Here is a 16,966-nt window from a genome sequence, read left to right as displayed (position 1 = left end):
GTGCATATGCTCAACAAGCTCAGCATTGCTCAGCGTTTCTGGTTCATTTCCGTGCTGGCCGGAACCCTGTTCGCCATATCCGTGGTCCTTGGCTGGATCGGCCTCCAGGCCGCGCGGGATTCCCTGAAGACTGTTTACGAGGACAGGGCCGTACCGCTCCATGACCTGGGCCAGATCCAGCACCTGATCGACGAAAACCATGCTCATGTGCTGGCGGGCTTCCAGCATGATCCGAATGGCCTGCTGCATGCCGCTCATGATCATCCAATGTCCCTGCACACCGATGCAGTGCGAGGGAGTAAGAGCAAGATCGATGTACTGTGGGACAAGTACATGGCGACCTTCTTGACGGAGGAAGAGAAAGCGCTGGCGGCGGATTTCAAGGCCAAGCGCAAGGTCTGGGTGGAGAAGTTGCTGGTAGCAGTGGCGGCCCTGGACCGCGGGGATTTCAGCGTCTCCACCCTTTCCGACTTCCTTGCCGCAAGTATGGAGGAGCGCAAGGCCGCCTCGGATGCCCTGACGGCCTTGATGGATTTGCAGCAGCGGGTGGCCCGGGAAGAATTCGAAGCCGCCGAGGCCCGTTATCACCTTGATCTCAAGCTCTTCGGGGTACTGCTGGTCATCGGAGTGGTGGGCGTGCTGGGCACGACCTGGTTCACCATCCGCCGCATCAGTGCGTCCCTGCATGCCGCCGGGGAAGCGGCCGAAGCCATTTCCCAGGGCGATCTTTCCCGTACGGTGCCCGACATGGGAGCGGACGAGCTGGGACAGCTTTTGAAAAAGCTGGCCACCATGCGCGAGGGCTTGCGCAGTCTGGTGGGCGCCTTGCGCCAGAACGTTGACAGCCTGAACCAGGCGTCGTCTGAACTGGCTGCCGCCGCTGGCAACAGCGCCAGCGTTAGCGAAAGCCAGTCCGAGGCCGCCTCCAGCATGGCCGCTTCCGTGGAGCAGTTGTCCGTCTCCGTGGACCAGGTGGAGGAGCATGCCCGGGATGCCCGCAATGTCACGCTGCAATCCGGCTCCCAGTCGGAGGAGGGCGGGCGCATCATCCACGAGGCGGCCAACGAGATGGGCCAGATCGCCGAGGCGGTCAACGCCACGGCGGGCACCATCCGCGAGCTGGAGGATTTCTCCGGCCAGATTTCCAGCATCGTCAACGTGATCCGCGACATTGCCGACCAGACCAATCTGCTGGCCCTGAACGCGGCCATCGAGGCGGCCCGGGCCGGAGAGCAGGGCCGAGGCTTTGCCGTGGTGGCGGATGAGGTGCGCAAGCTGGCCGAGCGGACCGGCAAGTCCACCCAGGAAATCACCGACATGATCACCAAGATCCAGTTGGGTACCCAGCGGGCCGCTCATGAGATGGAGTCCGGCGTGCGTCGGGTCAGCGAAGGCGTCAAGCTGGCCCACCAGGCCGGGGATTCGGTCATCGGCATCCGCGCCAGCGCCGACCAGGTCACCAAGGCCGTGGACGACATCAACCTGGCATTGAGGGAGCAGGCTGTGGCGGCCCGGGAGATTGCCCAGAAGGTGGAGCGCATCGCCCAGGGCGCGGAGGAGAACAGCGCGTCCGTGGCCCAGACCGCCGCTTCCGCCCGCCAGCTGGCTTCCCTGGCCGGGGAACTGCAGGATATGGCGAGCCGCTTCAAGGTGTGAGCGGGTTATACCGGGAGGGGAGTGCCTGAGCCAAGCCTGTTCGCGGGCTTGTCATGTTTCTGTCAGATAATCGCAAACTTCCTTTCCCCCATGCCCAAGTCATGCAGGAATACCAGACCCTTGCCGCCATCGACCTCGGTTCCAACTCCTTCCATCTACAGGTGGGGCGAGTGGAAGGGGAACAGCTTTTCTACCTGGACTCGCTGAAGGAATCTGTGCGCCTGGCTGCGGGGTTGACGGAACAGAAAAAGCTGGATGGCGCCGCCCAGAAGCGTGCCCTGAACTGCCTGGCCCGCTTCGGCGAGCGACTCCAGGGCATGCCGGCCGGCGCCGTGCGGGCGGTGGGTACCTCGGCGTTGCGGGTGGCCAAGAATGCGCCCGCATTCCTGGAAAAGGCCCGGGCTGCCCTGGGTTTCGACATCGACATCGTGGCCGGCCGGGAGGAGGCGCGCCTCATCTACCTGGGTGTGGCCCACAGCCTGCCACTCACCCGCAGCCCGCGTCTGGTGGTGGACATCGGCGGAGGTTCCACGGAGTGCATCCTGGGCGTGGGCTATGAGCCCGGGGAAAGGGAAAGCCTGCGCATGGGCTGCGTCGGCTACACCAAGCAATTCTTCGCCAGCGGCCGCCTGGACAAGGTCGCCTTCTGGAACGCGGAGACCACTGCCCGGGTGGAGATCCAGGCCGTGGCATCCGGCTTCCGCGACGGTGCCTGGGAGGAGGCGGTGGGCTCCTCCGGCACCGCCAAGGCCCTGGGGGAAATCTGCATGCAGAACGGTTTCTCCGACGGGGCCATCACCCTGGGAGGGCTTCTGTGGATGCGGGAACAACTCATCAAGGCCGGTTCCCTGGATCGCCTGGAACTGGATGGCCTCAAGCCGGACCGGCACCCCGTCATTCCGGGTGGCCTGACCGTGATGCTGGCCCTGTTTCAGGAACTGGGCATCGAATCCATGACCCCGGCCCTGGGGGCCATGCGGGAAGGCATCCTCTGGGATCTGCTGGGCCGGGTCCACGACCAGGACATGCGGGACGTGACCGTGTCCCAGTTCCAGCGCCGTTACCAGGTGGATCGGCGCCAGGCCGAACATGTGGAGGGGGTCGCCATGGGCCTGCTGCGTGACATCGCGGGCTCGGTGCACGAGCCCATGGAAGAGGTGCGCCATCGTCTGGCCTGGGCCGCCAGGCTCCACGAGGTGGGCATCTCCATTGCCCACTCGGGCTTCCACAAGCACGGCGCCTATATATTGGAGAACGCCGACATGCCAGGCTTCTCCCGCCGCGACCAGGCGAACCTGGCCACCCTGGTGCGGGCCAGCCGGGGCAGCCTGAAGAAGTTTCCCCTGCCCTGGGGCGATGCCAACTGGCCCCTGATCCTGTGCCTGCGCCTGGCCGTGCTGTTCGGCCTGGGTCGTCGGGACATGGACCTGGCGGGCCTGCGCCTGGCCAGCCGGGGAGGGGACAGATCGGACGAGTGGGAACTTGTCGTGCCGGAAGCCCTGTTGCAGGCCAACCCCCTCACCCAGGCGGCCCTGGAGGACGAACTCCAGGAGTGGGCCGCCGTGGCGCCCTCGGTGCGTCTGGCGAGGATCCGGGGGGGTTGACCCCACCATTTCCCGGCGCGAGGCGGGCTTAGCCTTGCAGGCCGCCGCTCCAACGCCGCCCGTCGCGGCGGATAGCCCGAAAATTGAAATTTTCTTGTCGAAAGTCAAGCCAGCGATTTCAGCTTCCCTGCCTCCGGGCCGTAATTAACAAGGTCATGGGGCGGCTATCGCGATGCCTGCGCACTATCACTTGTTCAGAGCGGGTTTCAGGCATCGGGACTCCGCATGCGTAGTGTCGCCGAAACGACAACGGCTAAGGAGATTCGGACTTGAAATCATTGTTCTTGCGCATGCGCATGGTGCATTGGCTGGGCGTCGCCCTTCTGCTCGCCAACGCTACCTTCTTCACCGACAACCTGTTCGGTTCCATCGTCCAGTACGTGGTGGCCCTGGTGGTCCTGATCCACGACATCGACGAAAAGCGCTGGGGCGTGGACACCGTGCGCCAGGTCTCCGCTTACCTGGCCCACTTCAACGCCCGGGACCTGTCCAGGGCCGCCGACATCGACGCCCGTTTCAATATGGAAGTCCAAGACATGCTGACGGTGATCGACCAGTTCCGGGAGAACATTCGGGTGGCCCTGAACGATGTCAAGGACGCTTCGCGGGAAAACAGCCGGACCTCGGCCGAATTCTCCGAAGCATCGCGCCGCATCGGCCAGCACGTTGAAGTGGAAACCGGCCTGGCCACCCAGGCGGGCGACAGCGCAGCCGGGATCGCGGAGGCGGTTTCCGCGCTGACCCGGGACGCGGAACACACCGCCAGCAACATGGAGGAAGCCAGCCGTCAGCTGAGCCAGGCCCGGGAAGAAGTCCAGACCATGATCCAGCGGGTGGCGGACAGCATCCGCACCGGCGACGCCCTGTCCGAGAAGCTGGCTCGGCTTTCCGATGCCTCCGTCCAGGTCAACCAGATCCTCGCCACGGTATCCGCGGTGGCGGAGCAGACCAACTTGCTCGCTCTCAACGCCGCCATCGAGGCGGCCCGCGCCGGGGAACAGGGCCGCGGCTTCGCCGTGGTTGCCGACGAGGTGCGCAAGCTGGCTGAGCGGACCCAGAATAGTGTCGCCGAAATCGGTGAAACCCTGGCGGGCATCAACCGGTCGGTGGCCGACACCACCCAGGAGATGGATCTCCAGGCAGACATGCTACGGGGCCTGGGAGAGGCTTCCCGCAAGGTCGAGAGCGTCATCGACGACAGTGTCCGCTGGTCTGCCGAGGCCGCCACCATGGTCCAGCGCACCGTTCAGGTAACGGGCCAGGCCAGGCTTGGCGTCGAACAAATCGTCCAGCAGATTTCGCGCATTCGGGAGTCCTCCCGGGCGAACGCCGAAGAAGCGGCCGGCATCATCGGCAACGCGGACCGCATTGCCAGGCTGGGCGAGGAATTGGACGGACGGCTCGCCCGCTTTCAGACCTGATGCCCCCATGAAACCTGAACATGGCCGCGACGGTGCGCCGGCATGAAGCTGAAGCTGAAGATCTGGCTGCTGATGGGTGCCCTGCTGGGGGCCGTGCTCGCCCTAGACCTGATCTTCAGCTTTCAGAAACTCAAATCGGAAACCCGGGCGGAAATCGAATACGACGCCAAGACCATCTATGGCTTCATGATGGCGACGCGGCGCATCTACCAGGAACAGTTCATCGCCAGTGGCCTGCCGGTGGACGAGAAGACCATCGGTTTCCTGCCGGCCCATTCCTTTTCCCGCATCTCCAGGGATTTCGCCAACTGGAATCAGAGTGGCATTGTCTTCAACAACGTCTCCGACATGCCGCGCAACCCGGGCAACAAGGCGGATCGCTTCGAGATGGAGGCCATCGCCTGGTTCAAGGCAAATCCCCAGGCCACCGAGAGGTTGTCCGACATCGTCACCGACCGGGGTGTGGGCTACCAGCTCTTCACCGCACCCATCCGCATCGAGCCCTTCTGCCTCAGATGCCACGGCGACCGGGAGGCGGCACCGCCCAGCATCCGCGCGCGCTACGCCACGGCCTACGACTATCGGGTGGGCGACCTGCGCGGCGTGGTGAGCATCCGCATTCCCACCGCGAAATTCGAGGAGAGGGTGTGGCGCCTCTGGAGCAGCCAACTGGTTAAAAGCCTGGTCGGCTACGCCGCGGCCTTTCTGGCCCTGGGCCTGATCCTGGACCGCCTGGTGCTGCGCCGGCTCGCGCGCCTGCGCGAAGGCGCGGAGCGCATCGCCGACGGCCAGTACGGTACACGCATCGACCGGAATCTGGTGCCCACCACCGGCTCAGGTAGCGAGGACGAGATCGGCGGCCTGGCCGCTACCTTCAACCGCATGGCTGACGAGGTCCAGAGCCGGGACAAGGCTTTGGTCAAGCTCTCCCAGGCGGTGGAGCAAAGCCCGGCGAATATCGTCATCACGGACCTGCAAGGACGCATCGAGTACGTCAACACGGCCTGTGTCCGGGATACGGGATATACCCGCGAGGAACTGCTTGGTGCCAGCCCCAGCATACTGAAATCCGGCAGGACGCCACCAGAAACCTACACCGCCATGTGGGCTGCGTTGAGGTCGGGCCAGACCTGGGAAGGCGAATTCATCAATCGGCGCAAGGGCGGGGACGAATATGCGGAGTCCGCCATCGTGGCGCCGGTGCGCGACGCCGACGGCGCCATCACCCATTACCTGGCGGTCAAGCAGGACATCACCGAGAAGAAGCGGGCGGAGGCCGAAATCCACAACCTGGCCTATTTCGATCCCCTCACCAACCTGCCCAACCGGCGGCTGCTCATGGATCGCCTGGAACAGGCCCTGCGCGCCGGCCGTCGCGGCCAGAGCCACAGCGCCCTGCTGATTCTCGATCTGGACAACTTCAAGGCCCTTAACGACACCCGGGGGCACGGCGAGGGCGACCAGTTGCTCAAGGAAGTGGCAAGCCGCCTGGTGGCCTGCGTACGTCAGGAAGACACAGTATCCCGTCTGGGCGGCGACGAGTTTGTGGTCATCCTGGAGAACCTGGGGCTCGATGAGACCACCGCTGCCCGCCAGGCGGAGGCGGTGGCCGAGAAGATCCGCGCGGCGCTGGGTCAGCCCTACTTCTTGCAAGGCAGCGAAGGGCCTTACCAAACCACAGTCAGCATAGGCATCATCCTCTTCCAGGATCACGAGGAGCCCAAGGAGGTGTTGCTGAAACAGGCGGATGTGGCCCTCTACCAGGCCAAGGATGCGGGCCGCAACCAGACCCGATTCTTCAACGTCGCCATGCAGGCCACCATCGATGCCCGCGCTGCCCTGGAAAGCGCCCTGCGCCAGGCCCTGGCAGGAAGCGAGTTGCGGCTCCACTACCAGCCCCAGGTGGACGAGCATGGACGGGTCACCGGCGCCGAAGCCCTGCTGCGCTGGCCCCGCCCGGACGGTACCCTGGTACCGCCCTCCCAGTTCATTCCCCTGGCGGAGGATTCCGACCTGATTCTGGCCATCGGGGAATGGGTGTTCAAGACGGCCTGTGCCCAGGTCAAGGCCTGGTCCCTTGATCCCCGTACATGCAATCTGGACCTGGCGATCAACATAAGCGGCCGCCAGTTCCACCAGCCGGATTTCGTGGCCCGCATCGCCTCCTGCATCAGCCAGTGCGGCATCGACCCTTCCCGTCTAAAGCTTGAAATCACTGAAAGCGTGCTTCTGGACAAGCTGGGTGAAGTCATTCAGCGCATGCGGGAACTAAAGGCCCTGGGCGTGAGATTCTCCCTGGACGACTTCGGCACGGGGTACTCCTCCCTCTCATACCTGAAAAAGCTGCCCCTGGACCAGATAAAGATCGACCAGTCATTTGTCCGAGACATCAGCGTGGATCCCAATGACGCCGCCATCGTCCGCGCCATCCTGGCCATGAGTCGTTCCCTGGGGCTGGATGTCATCGCCGAAGGCGTGGAAACCCCCGCGCAAAGAGACTTCCTGCGGGAAAACGGCTGCGTCGCCTTCCAGGGCTACCTCTTCGGCAAGCCTACCCCCATCGAGGACTGGCGCTTCCCGTCCTCGCCCCCCGGGGAAGCTGGCTGACCCTTTCCTGGGACCAAGCCACGCCGGGGAGAAAGGGGCTCAGCTCTTCGCCCGGCCAAATTCCCGCAACAGCTGGTGCAGCTCATCCTGGTGCAGGCATGCGATGCGCTCCAGCTTCTCCTCCCCCGGGGGCAGCAGATGGATCTCCACCACCCGCCGGTCCAGGCGCCCGGGGCGGCGTTCCACCAGGCCGAGCTTTTCGCAGCGGTCGATCAGGGCTACCACGCCATGGTGCTGGGCCTGCAGGCGCTCGGCCAGTTCGCCGATACTGGCCCAGTCACGGCCAGGGGAGCCCCGCACGTGCAGCAGCAGCTGGTATTGCAGGGGCGTCAGGCCGTGGGCCTGACAGATGCGCTCGCTGATGCGCAGGAACCGGCGCAGGCGATGCCGGAAACGGGACAGTCGTTCGTAATCGTCCTTGCCCAGGGTGGCGGGCGGGGGGAAATTCGAGCTTGACATGGTCATGAGCGGGGTCTACGAAAAAAACATCACGACGTGATGTAAATACGGAGTGATTGCCGGGCGAGATGCCCGTCCATCAAGTGAGGAGATCGATCATGAAACTGAGCGTCATATCCCATCTGCCGTTATCCTCGTACCAGGGCTGGCCTGAAATCGAGCGCATCCATCCGCGCCTGGTCAAACTGTTCGCCTTCATTGTTCTGCCACTGTCCTTGTTGCCGCCAGCCATGCTGTACTACGCGGGCTCGCAATACCCCGAGGCCTTCCTGCCCCAGGCGTCGCCCAAGGACTGGAGTGTGGTGGCCGCGGCCTTCTTCTTCACCGAGCTGATCACCGTGCTGGCCATGGGCTGGCTCATCAAGCAGGTGGCCGAGACCGACGGCCTGCGGATGGACTACCACGATGCCTACCTGTTGGCCGGCATGGCCCCCATTCCCTTGTGGCTTTCCTCCCTGGGACTGTTCGTGCCGAGCCTGGGCTTCAACGCGATCCTTACCCTGGCCGCCCTGGGCCTGTCCTGCGGCATCATCTACCACGGCATCGAGGGCCTGAGCCATACGCGGGAAGACGTGACCGCGGCCAGCATCGTGCAGACCGTCATCGGCGCCGGCCTCATCGCATGGGCCCTGCTGCTGATGCTGGTGGTGCTGTTGTAAGGGTTGTCATCGGCGTGGCTGGCCTCTCCTCGGCGCCCAGGGCGCGCAAGGCCTCCAGGGCAACCGAGAGGGTATCCTCGTCCCGCTCCACCGGAAACACCATGTAGGCCGGCAACGTGAAGGACGGCCGGCCTTCCATGAGCCACAGTTGTCCCGCTTCAACCAGGTCGCGGGTAATGCGCCAGGGGAAGTAGCCGCTGCCGCCGCAGTGAAGGATCTGCTGCATCACCAGCCAGCCGATGTTGGCGGTGATGGCCGGGGCGGCCAGATCCGGGAAGGCGGTGCCGAATTGGGCGTGGAATTCCACGCCCCAGTCCATGTGGATATAGCCCGGGTCCGGCCAGGGACGGGCCGGGTCGGTGGCCACCAGCACCAGCCTTTCCTCGAACAGGCGTTCGATGCCGAGGCCGGGCCGGTTTTCGGGCGTGTACAGCACCCCCACATCCACCGTGCCCTGCACCAGGCCCCGCATGATGTCGTCCTCGAACCCTACCTCCAGGTGCAGGGAGATGTCCGGGTGGGTGGCGCGCATGCGCGCCACCCACTGGGGCAGAAAGCCGTCCCACAGGGCGATGCGGCCCCGCAGGGTAAGACTGCCCCGGAAGCCGGCGGGCAGCCCCACCTCGTGGCGGGCCTGCTCCAGGGTGCGCACCAGGGTGTTGGCGTGGCGCAGGAAGCGCCGCCCGGCCGGAGTGAGATGGGCGCCTCCCCTGCCCCGCTGGAACAGCTGCGCCCCGAGCCGGTTCTCCAGGGCCTGGATGCGCATGCTTACGGTCGACTGGGTCACGTGGAGGCGCTGGGCCGCGCCGACGAAATTGCCGGCGGCGACCACGGCGAGAAAGGTCCGTGCAAATTCGATATCCATGGGCGATTCACTCCATACATCAAGAAATCGAATATTAGAGTTCAATTAATATCGTTTGCCAGATAGAAGGGTCCGGCAATAACCTGAAGTCATGCCTTTGTCACGAAATCCTTGACGCCACCAGGAGCGACGAAATGACCATGACTCAGCCCCCCACTTCCGGCAACCCCCCGTTGCAGAACCCCAAGGGCCACTACCTCGAGGAGGCCCGGGACAGCACCAACCCCTACGCCATCTACACCCGGTCCGTCAGGGTGGATGGGAAGGAAATCCTCACCGACCCCGAGGGGTACATCCTGAACATGGATGAATGGAGCCCGGGCTTCGCCCACGCCCAGGCGGCATGGGAGGGGCTGACCCTCACCCACGAACACTGGGAAGTCATCCGCTTCATCCGCGATTACTACGAGCACCACGGCGTGCAGGCCCAGGTGCGCGACATGATTCGGTATTTCCGCGAGGCGTGGGGCCCGGAGAAAGGTAACAACCGCCATCTCCACGACATCTTCCCCATGGGCGGGCCCCAGAAGCAGGGCAACCGGGTGGCGGGTATCCGCAAGACCAAGGGCGAACACTGACCGCAGCGGCGAAATCCGGCTGACGGTGGCGACGCCGGACGATTCAGGCAAAAGGACGACCATGACGCACCATGACAGCTCCCTCCAGTCGATACCTCACCCCGCCGGCAATGCCAGGGTCCTGTGGATATCGTTCCTGGCCTTTTCATTGGGTTTCGCCATCTGGGGCATGTTTTCCGCCCTGGGGCCCTTCCTCATCAAGTGGTACCACTTCAGCCCCACCCAGGCCCTGGTCCTGGCGGCCATGCCGCCGTTCTTCGCCACCGTCGTGAGCATTCCCCTGGGTATCATGGCGGACAAATACGGCGGCCGGACGGTTTTCTCGCTCTTGCTCCTGAGCCTGACCATTCCGCTGTTCACGGGGCTGTTCGTCGACAGCTACCTGTCGTTCCTGTTTCTGGGGATGCTGCTGGGCCTGGGCGGGGCCAGTTTCGTGGTGGGCAATGCCCATGTTTCGTCGTGGTACCCGAAGAACCAGCAGGGCACGGCCCTGGGCATCTTCGGCCTGGGCAACATCGGCATCAGCATCGGCATGGTGACTGTCGCCTTCCTGATCACCCATGTGCTGGGCGGCCCCACGGACTATGCCCCGCTGCCGGCCCGGTTCACCCTGGGAGACTTTTCCGGCTGGCGGCTGGTGTTCCTGATCTTCGCCGTGCCCACCCTGCTGATGGCCCTGGTCTACTGGTTCTTCACGTCCGATTCTCCCCACAGGCAGCACAAGGGGGTCTCCCTGCGGGAAGTGGCCGCCGTGTACCGCTCGGGCGCCCTGGTGTGGCTGGTGACCTATCTCTACTGGACGGCCTTCGGCACGCTGACCTTCTTTGCCGCCACCATGCCCACCTACCTGGTGGACCAATGGCAGGTGGACACCACCCAGGCCTCCATGGTGTACACCTCGGCACTGGTGGTCTGCGTTGCCGTCACGCGGCCCCTGGGGGGCTGGCTGGCCGACCGTTTCGATACCCTGAAAATCCTCGCCTGGATGTTCGGCCTTGCCACCGTCCTGGCCCTGCTCATGGTGTTGCAGATTTCGCTGAGCGTGCAACTGTTCGCGATCTACGCCCTGGCGTTGCTGTCCGGCGCGTCCGCGGCCTCGGTGATCAAGCTGATCCCCACCTACTTCAGGCACGTGGGGGCGGTCAGCGGCCTGGCCAAGGCCGCCGGCGCGGCCTGCGGCTTCACCATGACGGTCACCCTGGCGGCCAGCAAACACATGCTGGGCGGTTATACCTTCGGTTACGCCGTGTGGGCACTGATGAACGTGGCCGCGTTCTACATCGTGTTCACCCGGGTGGGCTTCAGACACGCTCAACCCTTGCATTGAAGAATGCCCCTTGGGCGCCGGAACGCCCCGGGGAAGTCCTCTTGGTCAGCCGGGCTTATACCCGATCCACCCGGCTGACCCAGCCTCCAGGAGATGCTCCCGCAACACCCATGCGTTGTTGTGGCTCTCATTCCTGGCCGCATAGAGCAGCGTCGACCGCTCTCCCGCGCCAAGAGCAAGGGTAATAGGGGTAATAGGGGACGAGGGGGTAATAGGGGACAGACCAAGCACGGTAATAGGACACGGTAATAGGGGACCACGGTAATAGGGGACCACGGTTTTCATCTCTCCAACAAACCCCAAGTATCAATCTCCGCTTTCTTCCGGGGCCTGCCTGAAACTCCCGGGGCTGCACGCCTGCCCAGGGCTGTTTCAATCTCGGCTGCAAAGCGATTGTCTCCCAACGCATAGTTCCCATTCGTCGCCTGGCGAATGCTGTCCACCATGCCAGGTTCCAGTTCATGTCGGAACAGTTCCCGGTAGATCGACGCCCATCCTGCTTCATCGCCGGACAGCGACTGGTAAAGCGCGTGGGGCGTAACCAGTGGGTCGGGCTCTCCCTGGGCGTTGGCCCGATAACTTGACCATCGGTATTCTCCTGGATGGGCCACCATGCCCGCCCGAACAGGGTTCAATTCGATATAGCGCATACAGGTCAGCAGGTAACTGTCCTGCTGGGTCAGGCAGGAGCGGAAACGTCCCTCCCAAAGCGTGCCGCTGCGGCGATAGGTGCGATTGACGTACTGCACGTAGCGTTGCCCTAAAGCCTTCATCAGGGCACCGGCACCATGGCCTTCTTCTGATGTAAGCAGCAGGTGCACGTGGTTGGTCATCAACACGTAGGCGTGGATTTGGCAACGGGTCCTCTTTGCGCACTCGCCAAGCGTATCCAGGTAGTTACGGTAATCTTCGTCAGCGTAGAAACAGGCTTGACGGTTGTTGCCCCGCTGGATGATGTGTAGCGGAATGTTGGGAAGGGTCAGGCGCGCGCGGCGGGGCATACCGGATGAGTTGTTGGATCGTCTTCAATCATAATAAACCGTGGTCTGTCCCCTATTTCTTGTCCTATTTCTCTACTATTTCTCCTAGTCCCCTATTTCTCCTCGCTGCCCGTTCAGATAGGCATAGGCCACGTCGCGGGTGAAGCTGCTGCCGTGCACCTGGGTCTTGCTGGCGACGTTGCCGCCATAGTCGTAGGTCCAGGCGGTGGTGCCGCTTTCGTCGGTCATGCCGGTGAGGCGGTGGGCGGCGTCGTAGGTGAACTCGAACGCGGGACCGCTCATGAAGTCCACACCGGTCAACTGGCCCGCCAGGTCATAGGTGTAACTGACCATCTGGCCCACGGAGTGGCTGAATGTAAGCCACCCACGGGGGTGCGTTATTGCAAGACCTGACCCCATCCCTGCCATCCCTGCTCATCCCTGCTATCGTTTCTTGCGGCGATGGCCATTCCTCGCAGCACGCTTTCTCTTTCTGCTCCTCAACTCCTTCATGGCAAGGGCAAAAATTCCGAAGGCTGAGATACCGATCACCACGTAGCCCTCGTTTCCAGGAAAGAACTCTCGAGTCACCATGATGGCGACCGCGAAGATTGCGAATACGCCTCCAACACGCAAGAAGTAGCTTGACCACGTTGGCTCACTCATAGCATTCACCTGCACTCGCACGGGTCGCCGATGCGGATGTGACGTTCATCTGGGATCAGATTACCCAAAAGTTCCGCTCCTCCTTCGATGCCAGCCCATGAAGCACCTTCTTTCCAAGCACTACTGTTGTGTTTGTCTCCGCGCAGTGCGGTGCGGCGTGCGGCACGGCTGCCTGGGCGTAAGCCCTTAGCTCGCACCCACTGCCTTTCGGCTTTCAGCGTAGAACTCAACGCCGACAATTCGCTGAATGGGTTAACCAATCCGGCTAGTGCCGAGATCGCGACTACATCCCACTTGATACAGCGAAACCTGCCTCCGTTAGACATCAACTGAATCCCTATGTCTATCCCAGCACCGACAAGTGCTCCCCCAACAGCAAATTCACCTGTGGGGTCCGTATACATCAGCGGATTCCCATCCACATAGCCATAGGGGTTTGTGCCGCCCGCAAGGCCAATCGGATCAAACGAGGTATAGCGTCCTGTTCTGGGGTCGTAATCTCGATTGATGTTGTAGTGCAGCCCCGTTTCCCCATCGTAGTACTGCCCCGGGAACCTCAGGTTGTAGCTGAAGGTCCCCAGCCCCGAGGGATTCTCGTCAGGCAACCCCACGCCGAAGGGATCGGCATTATCCCACCGCCACACCACCCGGCCCTGGGTGTCCATGATCACCCTCGGCGCATTCAGGTGGTCCGCCTGCACGGTGTACACCGCCCCGCCCTTGAGCACGGCCACGGGCAGGTCGCCCAGCCACACCGTCTCCTGGATCGCCTGGCCGCTGCCGTCGTATTCCCCCAGCAGGTGCCCGTCCTCGTCATACACATAGCGCAGGGGGCCGCTGGAGACACCCCAGCCGCTCTTCTCCACCCGCTCGCCCAGGCCGTTGTGCTTGTAGGTGGTGGTGTTGGTGCCCAGCCTGGCCTGACGCAGGCGGCCGAAGTCGTTGTAGACGAAGGCGTAGGTGCCGTCGTGCGTGATGTTGCCGGCGGCATCGTACTGGTAGGCCTTGGCCACGGGGCCGGCCACGCTCATGAGCCGGTTGCTGCCGGCGGCCAGGGTGTAGGGGAAGATGGCGCTGCCGCTGACATGGCTAGTACGGTTGCCGTTGGCGTCGTAGGGGTAGGCCTGGCTGCCCTGGTAGGTGGTGGTACCGGAGAGCCGGTCCAGGACGTCGTAGCTGAAGCCCTGGTCCAGGGTGGACTGGCCGTGGGCATAGCCGGTGATGCGCCCGGCGGCGTCGTAGGCCAGGGCGCGGGCCTCCGACCCCAGGGGATGGCTGTTCAGCCAGCCCGTCTCCCCATCGAAGCCCCGTGCATAGGGCTGGCCGTTGCCCCAGGTCCAGGCCTTGGGGGCGCCGAAGGGCTGGTACTGGATTTCGCTCACCAGGGGGGCGCCATTGAGGGTGACGGCGGTGATCCGGCCCTGGCTCCAAGCGTAGTCCACATAGGCGCCGCTGGGGTAGGCGATGTGGGTGCGCTGCCCGTTCAGATAGGCATAGGCCACGTTGCGGGTGAGGCTGCCGCCGTGGACCTGGGTCTTGGTGGCGACGTTGCCGCCGTAGCCGTAGGTCCAGGCGGTGCTGCCGCTTTCGTCGGTCATGCCGGTGAGGCGGCCCAGGCCATGGTCTCCCTGGTCCCAGGTGTAGGTGGTGGCCGGTGTACTGCTGCCCCCGCTGATGCGGGTCAGCCGGTTGAGGGCGTCGTAGGTGTAGGTGAGTGTCTTGCCCCGGGCGTCGGTGCGGGTCTTGAGGTTGCCGGCCGCATCGTAGGTGTAGGTGGTGATGCCCCGGTCCGGGCTGGTTTCCCTGCGGACCTGGCCAAAGGCATCCCGCTCGTAGGGGGTGTTAAGGCCCCTGGAGTCGGCCACGGCGGTGAGGCCGTCCATCGCGTCCCGGGCCACGTCGGTGTGGCCCTGGAGGGCGTCCTCGCTGCGGGCCAGGCGGTCCAGGGCATCGTAGAGGGCCTGGCCGGCGTGGCCCAGGGGGTCGGTGCGCCGGGTGGGATTGCCCTGGGCGTCGTAGGCGTATTCGGTCACCGCGTCCTGGCCGTTGACGCGGCGGATCTCCTTCCAGAGCCGGCCCAGGGCGTCGAACTGGCGGGCCAGCTTCCGGGTCTGCGCCCCCTGGGCGTCGCGCACGGTTTCGGCGGTGACGTGGCCCAGGCCGTCGAGTTCATATTGGAGGGTGTTGCCCTGGGCGTCGCGGATGCCGGTGAGGCGGTGGGCGGCGTCGTAGGTGTATTCGAACCATGGGCCGTTCAGGAAATCCAGGCGCGTCAACTGGCCCGCCGGGTCATAGGTGTAACTGACCATCTGGTCCCCGGAGTAGCTGAATGTGAGCCATCCACGGGGGGAGTAATTCAGGACGACGACCTCGTAGTTGGGGCCGTGCAGGTAGAAGGGCCGGCCCTGGGCATCGTAGAGGTCGATGGTGGTGACGTGGCCCAGGGCATTGGTGATCGTCCACAAGCGGCCGCGCCGGGCCGGGTCCCAGTCGTCATCCGGGTGGTATGCGTAGGTGGTGACGTCGGCCACGTCGGTGCGGGGGCCGTCGGCGCGGGTCATGCGGCCCAGGGTGGTCCAGGTGTAGGTCCAGGTGCGGGACTCGTTGCGCGGGTTGTCGGTTTCCGTGCGGGTGAGCAGGTTGCCGTGGGTGTCGTAGGTGGAGGTGACGGTCTTGATGAGGGTGCCCAGGGGGGTGCCGTTGATGTCGGCGCCGCCGGTGTAGGTCTTCTCCACCGTGGGCAGGCGCCAGGTGGGGTGCCAGGCGGTGGTGAAGGTGCGGGTCTCGGGCCGGACCTGCTCGCTGCCGCTCACCACGGCCAGGCCTTCCACCCGGGTGGTCTCCAGGTTGCGGGCCAGGTCGTACCAAGTGCGGGTGCGGTGGCCGTTGAAGTCGTCCCAGGTGGTGACGTTGCCATTGACGTCGTGGCTGATGGCGGAAGAGGCCGCGCTGCAGCCGGCGCCGCCGGGCTGGGAGATGCCGGTGCCCTTCACCACCCTCAGGATGGTCTCGAAGCCGTAGGTGCGGGCCGTGCCCAGTGCGTCAGTGACGGTAGTGGTGCCGTCGGGGTTGTAGGCGAGGTCCACCCGCTCGGCGCCACCGGCATGCTCGCTGGAGACGGCCCGGCCCTGGGCGTCGTAGGTCCAGGTGGCGTAGCGCTGGCCGTTCTCGTCGGTGATGCCGGTGAGGGCGTGGGGGAAGTTGGGGTCTTCGTAGTGGTAGGTCTTGGTGGTGCCGTCCTGGTAGGTCACCGTGGCCAGGTTGCCTGAGGCGTCGTAGGTGTAGCTGATCACGCCGCCGGCGGGGTCGGTCAGCGTGGTGATCTGCAGGAGGGATGCGTATGAGAATGTCAACGAACGACCAAAATGATCCTCCACGCGCAATAACAAACCGGGTGGGAGCGGCGTGGAGGTTCCTTCAAAAACACCGCCACCAGGTGCCGCGGCGGTGCCGTCGCTATAGGTGAAGGTCGTGGTCAGGCCCGATGGTGTCTGAACCGCCAATAACTTGCCCGCGCCATCGTATTGCTCCACGTTCCTGTCGCTGGATGTGTAGCGCCAATCTCCTGAGATCTGGTCCAGGCTGGCGTTGATATCCGCATCGGGGGTCCACACGCCACCCACCCTACGGAAGAGATGCTCGTTGCCGCCGGGGCGCTCCACCCGGGCGAATTCCACCGCACCATCAACGCCAGTGACGATGCGCCTGTCATAGGAATGGCGCCACCCTTCGCCGACTTGTCCCGTTCTTGGCGCTGAAGTGCCATAGCGCCGCATCAGGTGTAAAGGGGCTGGGCCTGCCCCTCGATAGTCTTCCTCAATCTGGTGTTTGCCCCCTATGCCTAGGTGAATGGGGTTGGCACCCCAAACGCTGTCGCCCTTACAAGAGATCTCATTGTTCTTCAACGCATCATATGTGCCGTCCTCGCAGAGGCCACTGGCGGCACGGTAGGCAGTCCCGGCAGGGCAGCCGGAAGAATTCCAGTACACCCATCCTCCGTAATTGTCGCTACCACATCCGGCATTGGGGTTTTTGTGCAGCGCATAGCCACAGGAACCGCTTGTGTGAAAGACGTCAGGGGCAAGGCCTGCGCAACTATTAAAGTACACCGCTCCACCACAGGGACAGCCTGCGACATAGCCTA

General features: G+C 64.0%; 12 protein-coding genes. 7 read left to right on the top strand and 5 right to left on the bottom strand.

The annotated features are described in order from the left end of the window. Positions 1 to 6 precede the first annotated feature (6 nt). The 4 genes from H6935_03650 (at position 7) to H6935_03635 (ending at position 7,288) form a co-directional block, all read left to right on the top strand. Positions 7 to 1,656, top strand: a complete 1,650-nt coding sequence (locus H6935_03650) for a methyl-accepting chemotaxis protein (protein MCP5277439.1) — start codon at positions 7 to 9, stop codon at positions 1,654 to 1,656. Positions 1,657 to 1,757: 101 nt separating this feature from the next. Further along, positions 1,758 to 3,260 carry an exopolyphosphatase gene (gene ppx / locus H6935_03645; GenBank protein ID MCP5277438.1) on the top strand — a complete coding sequence of 501 codons (1,503 nt, stop codon included), beginning with the start codon at positions 1,758 to 1,760 and terminating at the stop codon, positions 3,258 to 3,260. Between the two features lie 290 nt (positions 3,261 to 3,550). Continuing rightward, positions 3,551 to 4,681, top strand: coding sequence for a methyl-accepting chemotaxis protein (locus H6935_03640; GenBank protein MCP5277437.1), 1,131 nt, complete (start codon positions 3,551 to 3,553; stop codon positions 4,679 to 4,681). A 42-nt stretch (positions 4,682 to 4,723) separates the two neighbouring features. Further along, the gene (locus H6935_03635) at positions 4,724 to 7,288 is read left to right on the top strand and encodes an EAL domain-containing protein (protein MCP5277436.1); all 2,565 of its coding nucleotides are present in this window, start codon (positions 4,724 to 4,726) and stop codon (positions 7,286 to 7,288) included. Positions 7,289 to 7,327: 39 nt separating this feature from the next. Here H6935_03635 and H6935_03630 read toward each other — a convergent pair whose 3' ends face one another. Beyond that, the gene (locus H6935_03630) at positions 7,328 to 7,747 is read right to left on the bottom strand and encodes a winged helix-turn-helix transcriptional regulator (GenBank protein ID MCP5277435.1); all 420 of its coding nucleotides are present in this window, start codon (positions 7,745 to 7,747) and stop codon (positions 7,328 to 7,330) included. 98 nt (positions 7,748 to 7,845) lie between these two features. Here H6935_03630 and H6935_03625 point away from each other — a divergent pair, with 98 nt between their 5' ends. After that, positions 7,846 to 8,406, top strand: a complete 561-nt coding sequence (locus tag H6935_03625; GenBank protein MCP5277434.1) for a DUF1282 family protein — start codon at positions 7,846 to 7,848, stop codon at positions 8,404 to 8,406. On the opposite strand, the gene H6935_03620 is transcribed toward H6935_03625, so the two are convergent. Next, entirely contained in the window at positions 8,363 to 9,271 is a 909-nt protein-coding gene (locus H6935_03620; GenBank protein ID MCP5277433.1) for a LysR family transcriptional regulator, read from the bottom strand. The two genes, H6935_03625 and H6935_03620, sit on opposite strands and share 44 nt — an antisense overlap. Before the next feature lie 140 nt (positions 9,272 to 9,411). Here H6935_03620 and H6935_03615 point away from each other — a divergent pair, with 140 nt between their 5' ends. Further along, a complete protein-coding gene (locus tag H6935_03615; GenBank protein MCP5277432.1) occupies positions 9,412 to 9,849 on the top strand; it encodes a TusE/DsrC/DsvC family sulfur relay protein in 438 nt (145 codons plus the stop codon). Between the two features lie 61 nt (positions 9,850 to 9,910). After that, the gene (locus tag H6935_03610; protein ID MCP5277431.1) at positions 9,911 to 11,176 is read left to right on the top strand and encodes an MFS transporter; all 1,266 of its coding nucleotides are present in this window, start codon (positions 9,911 to 9,913) and stop codon (positions 11,174 to 11,176) included. A gap of 281 nt (positions 11,177 to 11,457) precedes the next feature. Here the strand turns inward: H6935_03610 and H6935_03605 are convergent, their stop codons facing one another. The 3 genes from H6935_03605 to H6935_03595 all read right to left on the bottom strand — a co-directional run bounded on the left by H6935_03605 (position 11,458) and on the right by H6935_03595 (position 16,499). Beyond that, positions 11,458 to 12,177 (bottom strand): transposase, encoded by a 720-nt coding sequence (locus H6935_03605; protein MCP5277430.1) that lies wholly within the window; start codon positions 12,175 to 12,177, stop codon positions 11,458 to 11,460. Between the two features lie 84 nt (positions 12,178 to 12,261). Continuing rightward, on the bottom strand, positions 12,262 to 12,519 hold the full coding sequence (locus H6935_03600; GenBank protein ID MCP5277429.1) for an RHS repeat protein: 258 nt from the start codon (positions 12,517 to 12,519) through the stop codon (positions 12,262 to 12,264). 308 nt (positions 12,520 to 12,827) lie between these two features. Further along, on the bottom strand, positions 12,828 to 16,499 hold the full coding sequence (locus H6935_03595; GenBank protein MCP5277428.1) for an RHS repeat protein: 3,672 nt from the start codon (positions 16,497 to 16,499) through the stop codon (positions 12,828 to 12,830). Between the last annotated feature and the right edge of the window lie 467 nt (positions 16,500 to 16,966).

The sequence above is a fragment of the Thiobacillus sp. genome, from assembly GCA_024235835.1.
In the GTDB taxonomy this organism is placed as follows: Bacteria; Pseudomonadota; Gammaproteobacteria; order Burkholderiales; family Thiobacillaceae; genus PFJX01.
This window is presented reverse-complemented; position numbering and strand designations above follow the sequence as displayed.

What these genes read in the sequence shown, in the direction of transcription:
- H6935_03650 (MCP5277439.1), top strand. Translation starts at nt 7, where the DNA reads ATGCTCAACAAGCTCAGCATTGCTCAGCGTTTCTGGTTCATTTCCGTG.
- ppx (MCP5277438.1), top strand. Translation starts at nt 1,758, where the DNA reads ATGCAGGAATACCAGACCCTTGCCGCCATCGACCTCGGTTCCAACTCC.
- H6935_03640 (MCP5277437.1), top strand. Translation starts at nt 3,551, where the DNA reads ATGCGCATGGTGCATTGGCTGGGCGTCGCCCTTCTGCTCGCCAACGCT.
- H6935_03635 (MCP5277436.1), top strand. Translation starts at nt 4,724, where the DNA reads ATGAAGCTGAAGCTGAAGATCTGGCTGCTGATGGGTGCCCTGCTGGGG.
- H6935_03630 (MCP5277435.1), bottom strand. Translation starts at nt 7,747, where the DNA reads ATGTCAAGCTCGAATTTCCCCCCGCCCGCCACCCTGGGCAAGGACGAT.
- H6935_03625 (MCP5277434.1), top strand. Translation starts at nt 7,846, where the DNA reads ATGAAACTGAGCGTCATATCCCATCTGCCGTTATCCTCGTACCAGGGC.
- H6935_03620 (MCP5277433.1), bottom strand. Translation starts at nt 9,271, where the DNA reads ATGGATATCGAATTTGCACGGACCTTTCTCGCCGTGGTCGCCGCCGGC.
- H6935_03615 (MCP5277432.1), top strand. Translation starts at nt 9,412, where the DNA reads ATGACTCAGCCCCCCACTTCCGGCAACCCCCCGTTGCAGAACCCCAAG.
- H6935_03610 (MCP5277431.1), top strand. Translation starts at nt 9,911, where the DNA reads ATGACGCACCATGACAGCTCCCTCCAGTCGATACCTCACCCCGCCGGC.
- H6935_03605 (MCP5277430.1), bottom strand. Translation starts at nt 12,177, where the DNA reads ATGCCCCGCCGCGCGCGCCTGACCCTTCCCAACATTCCGCTACACATC.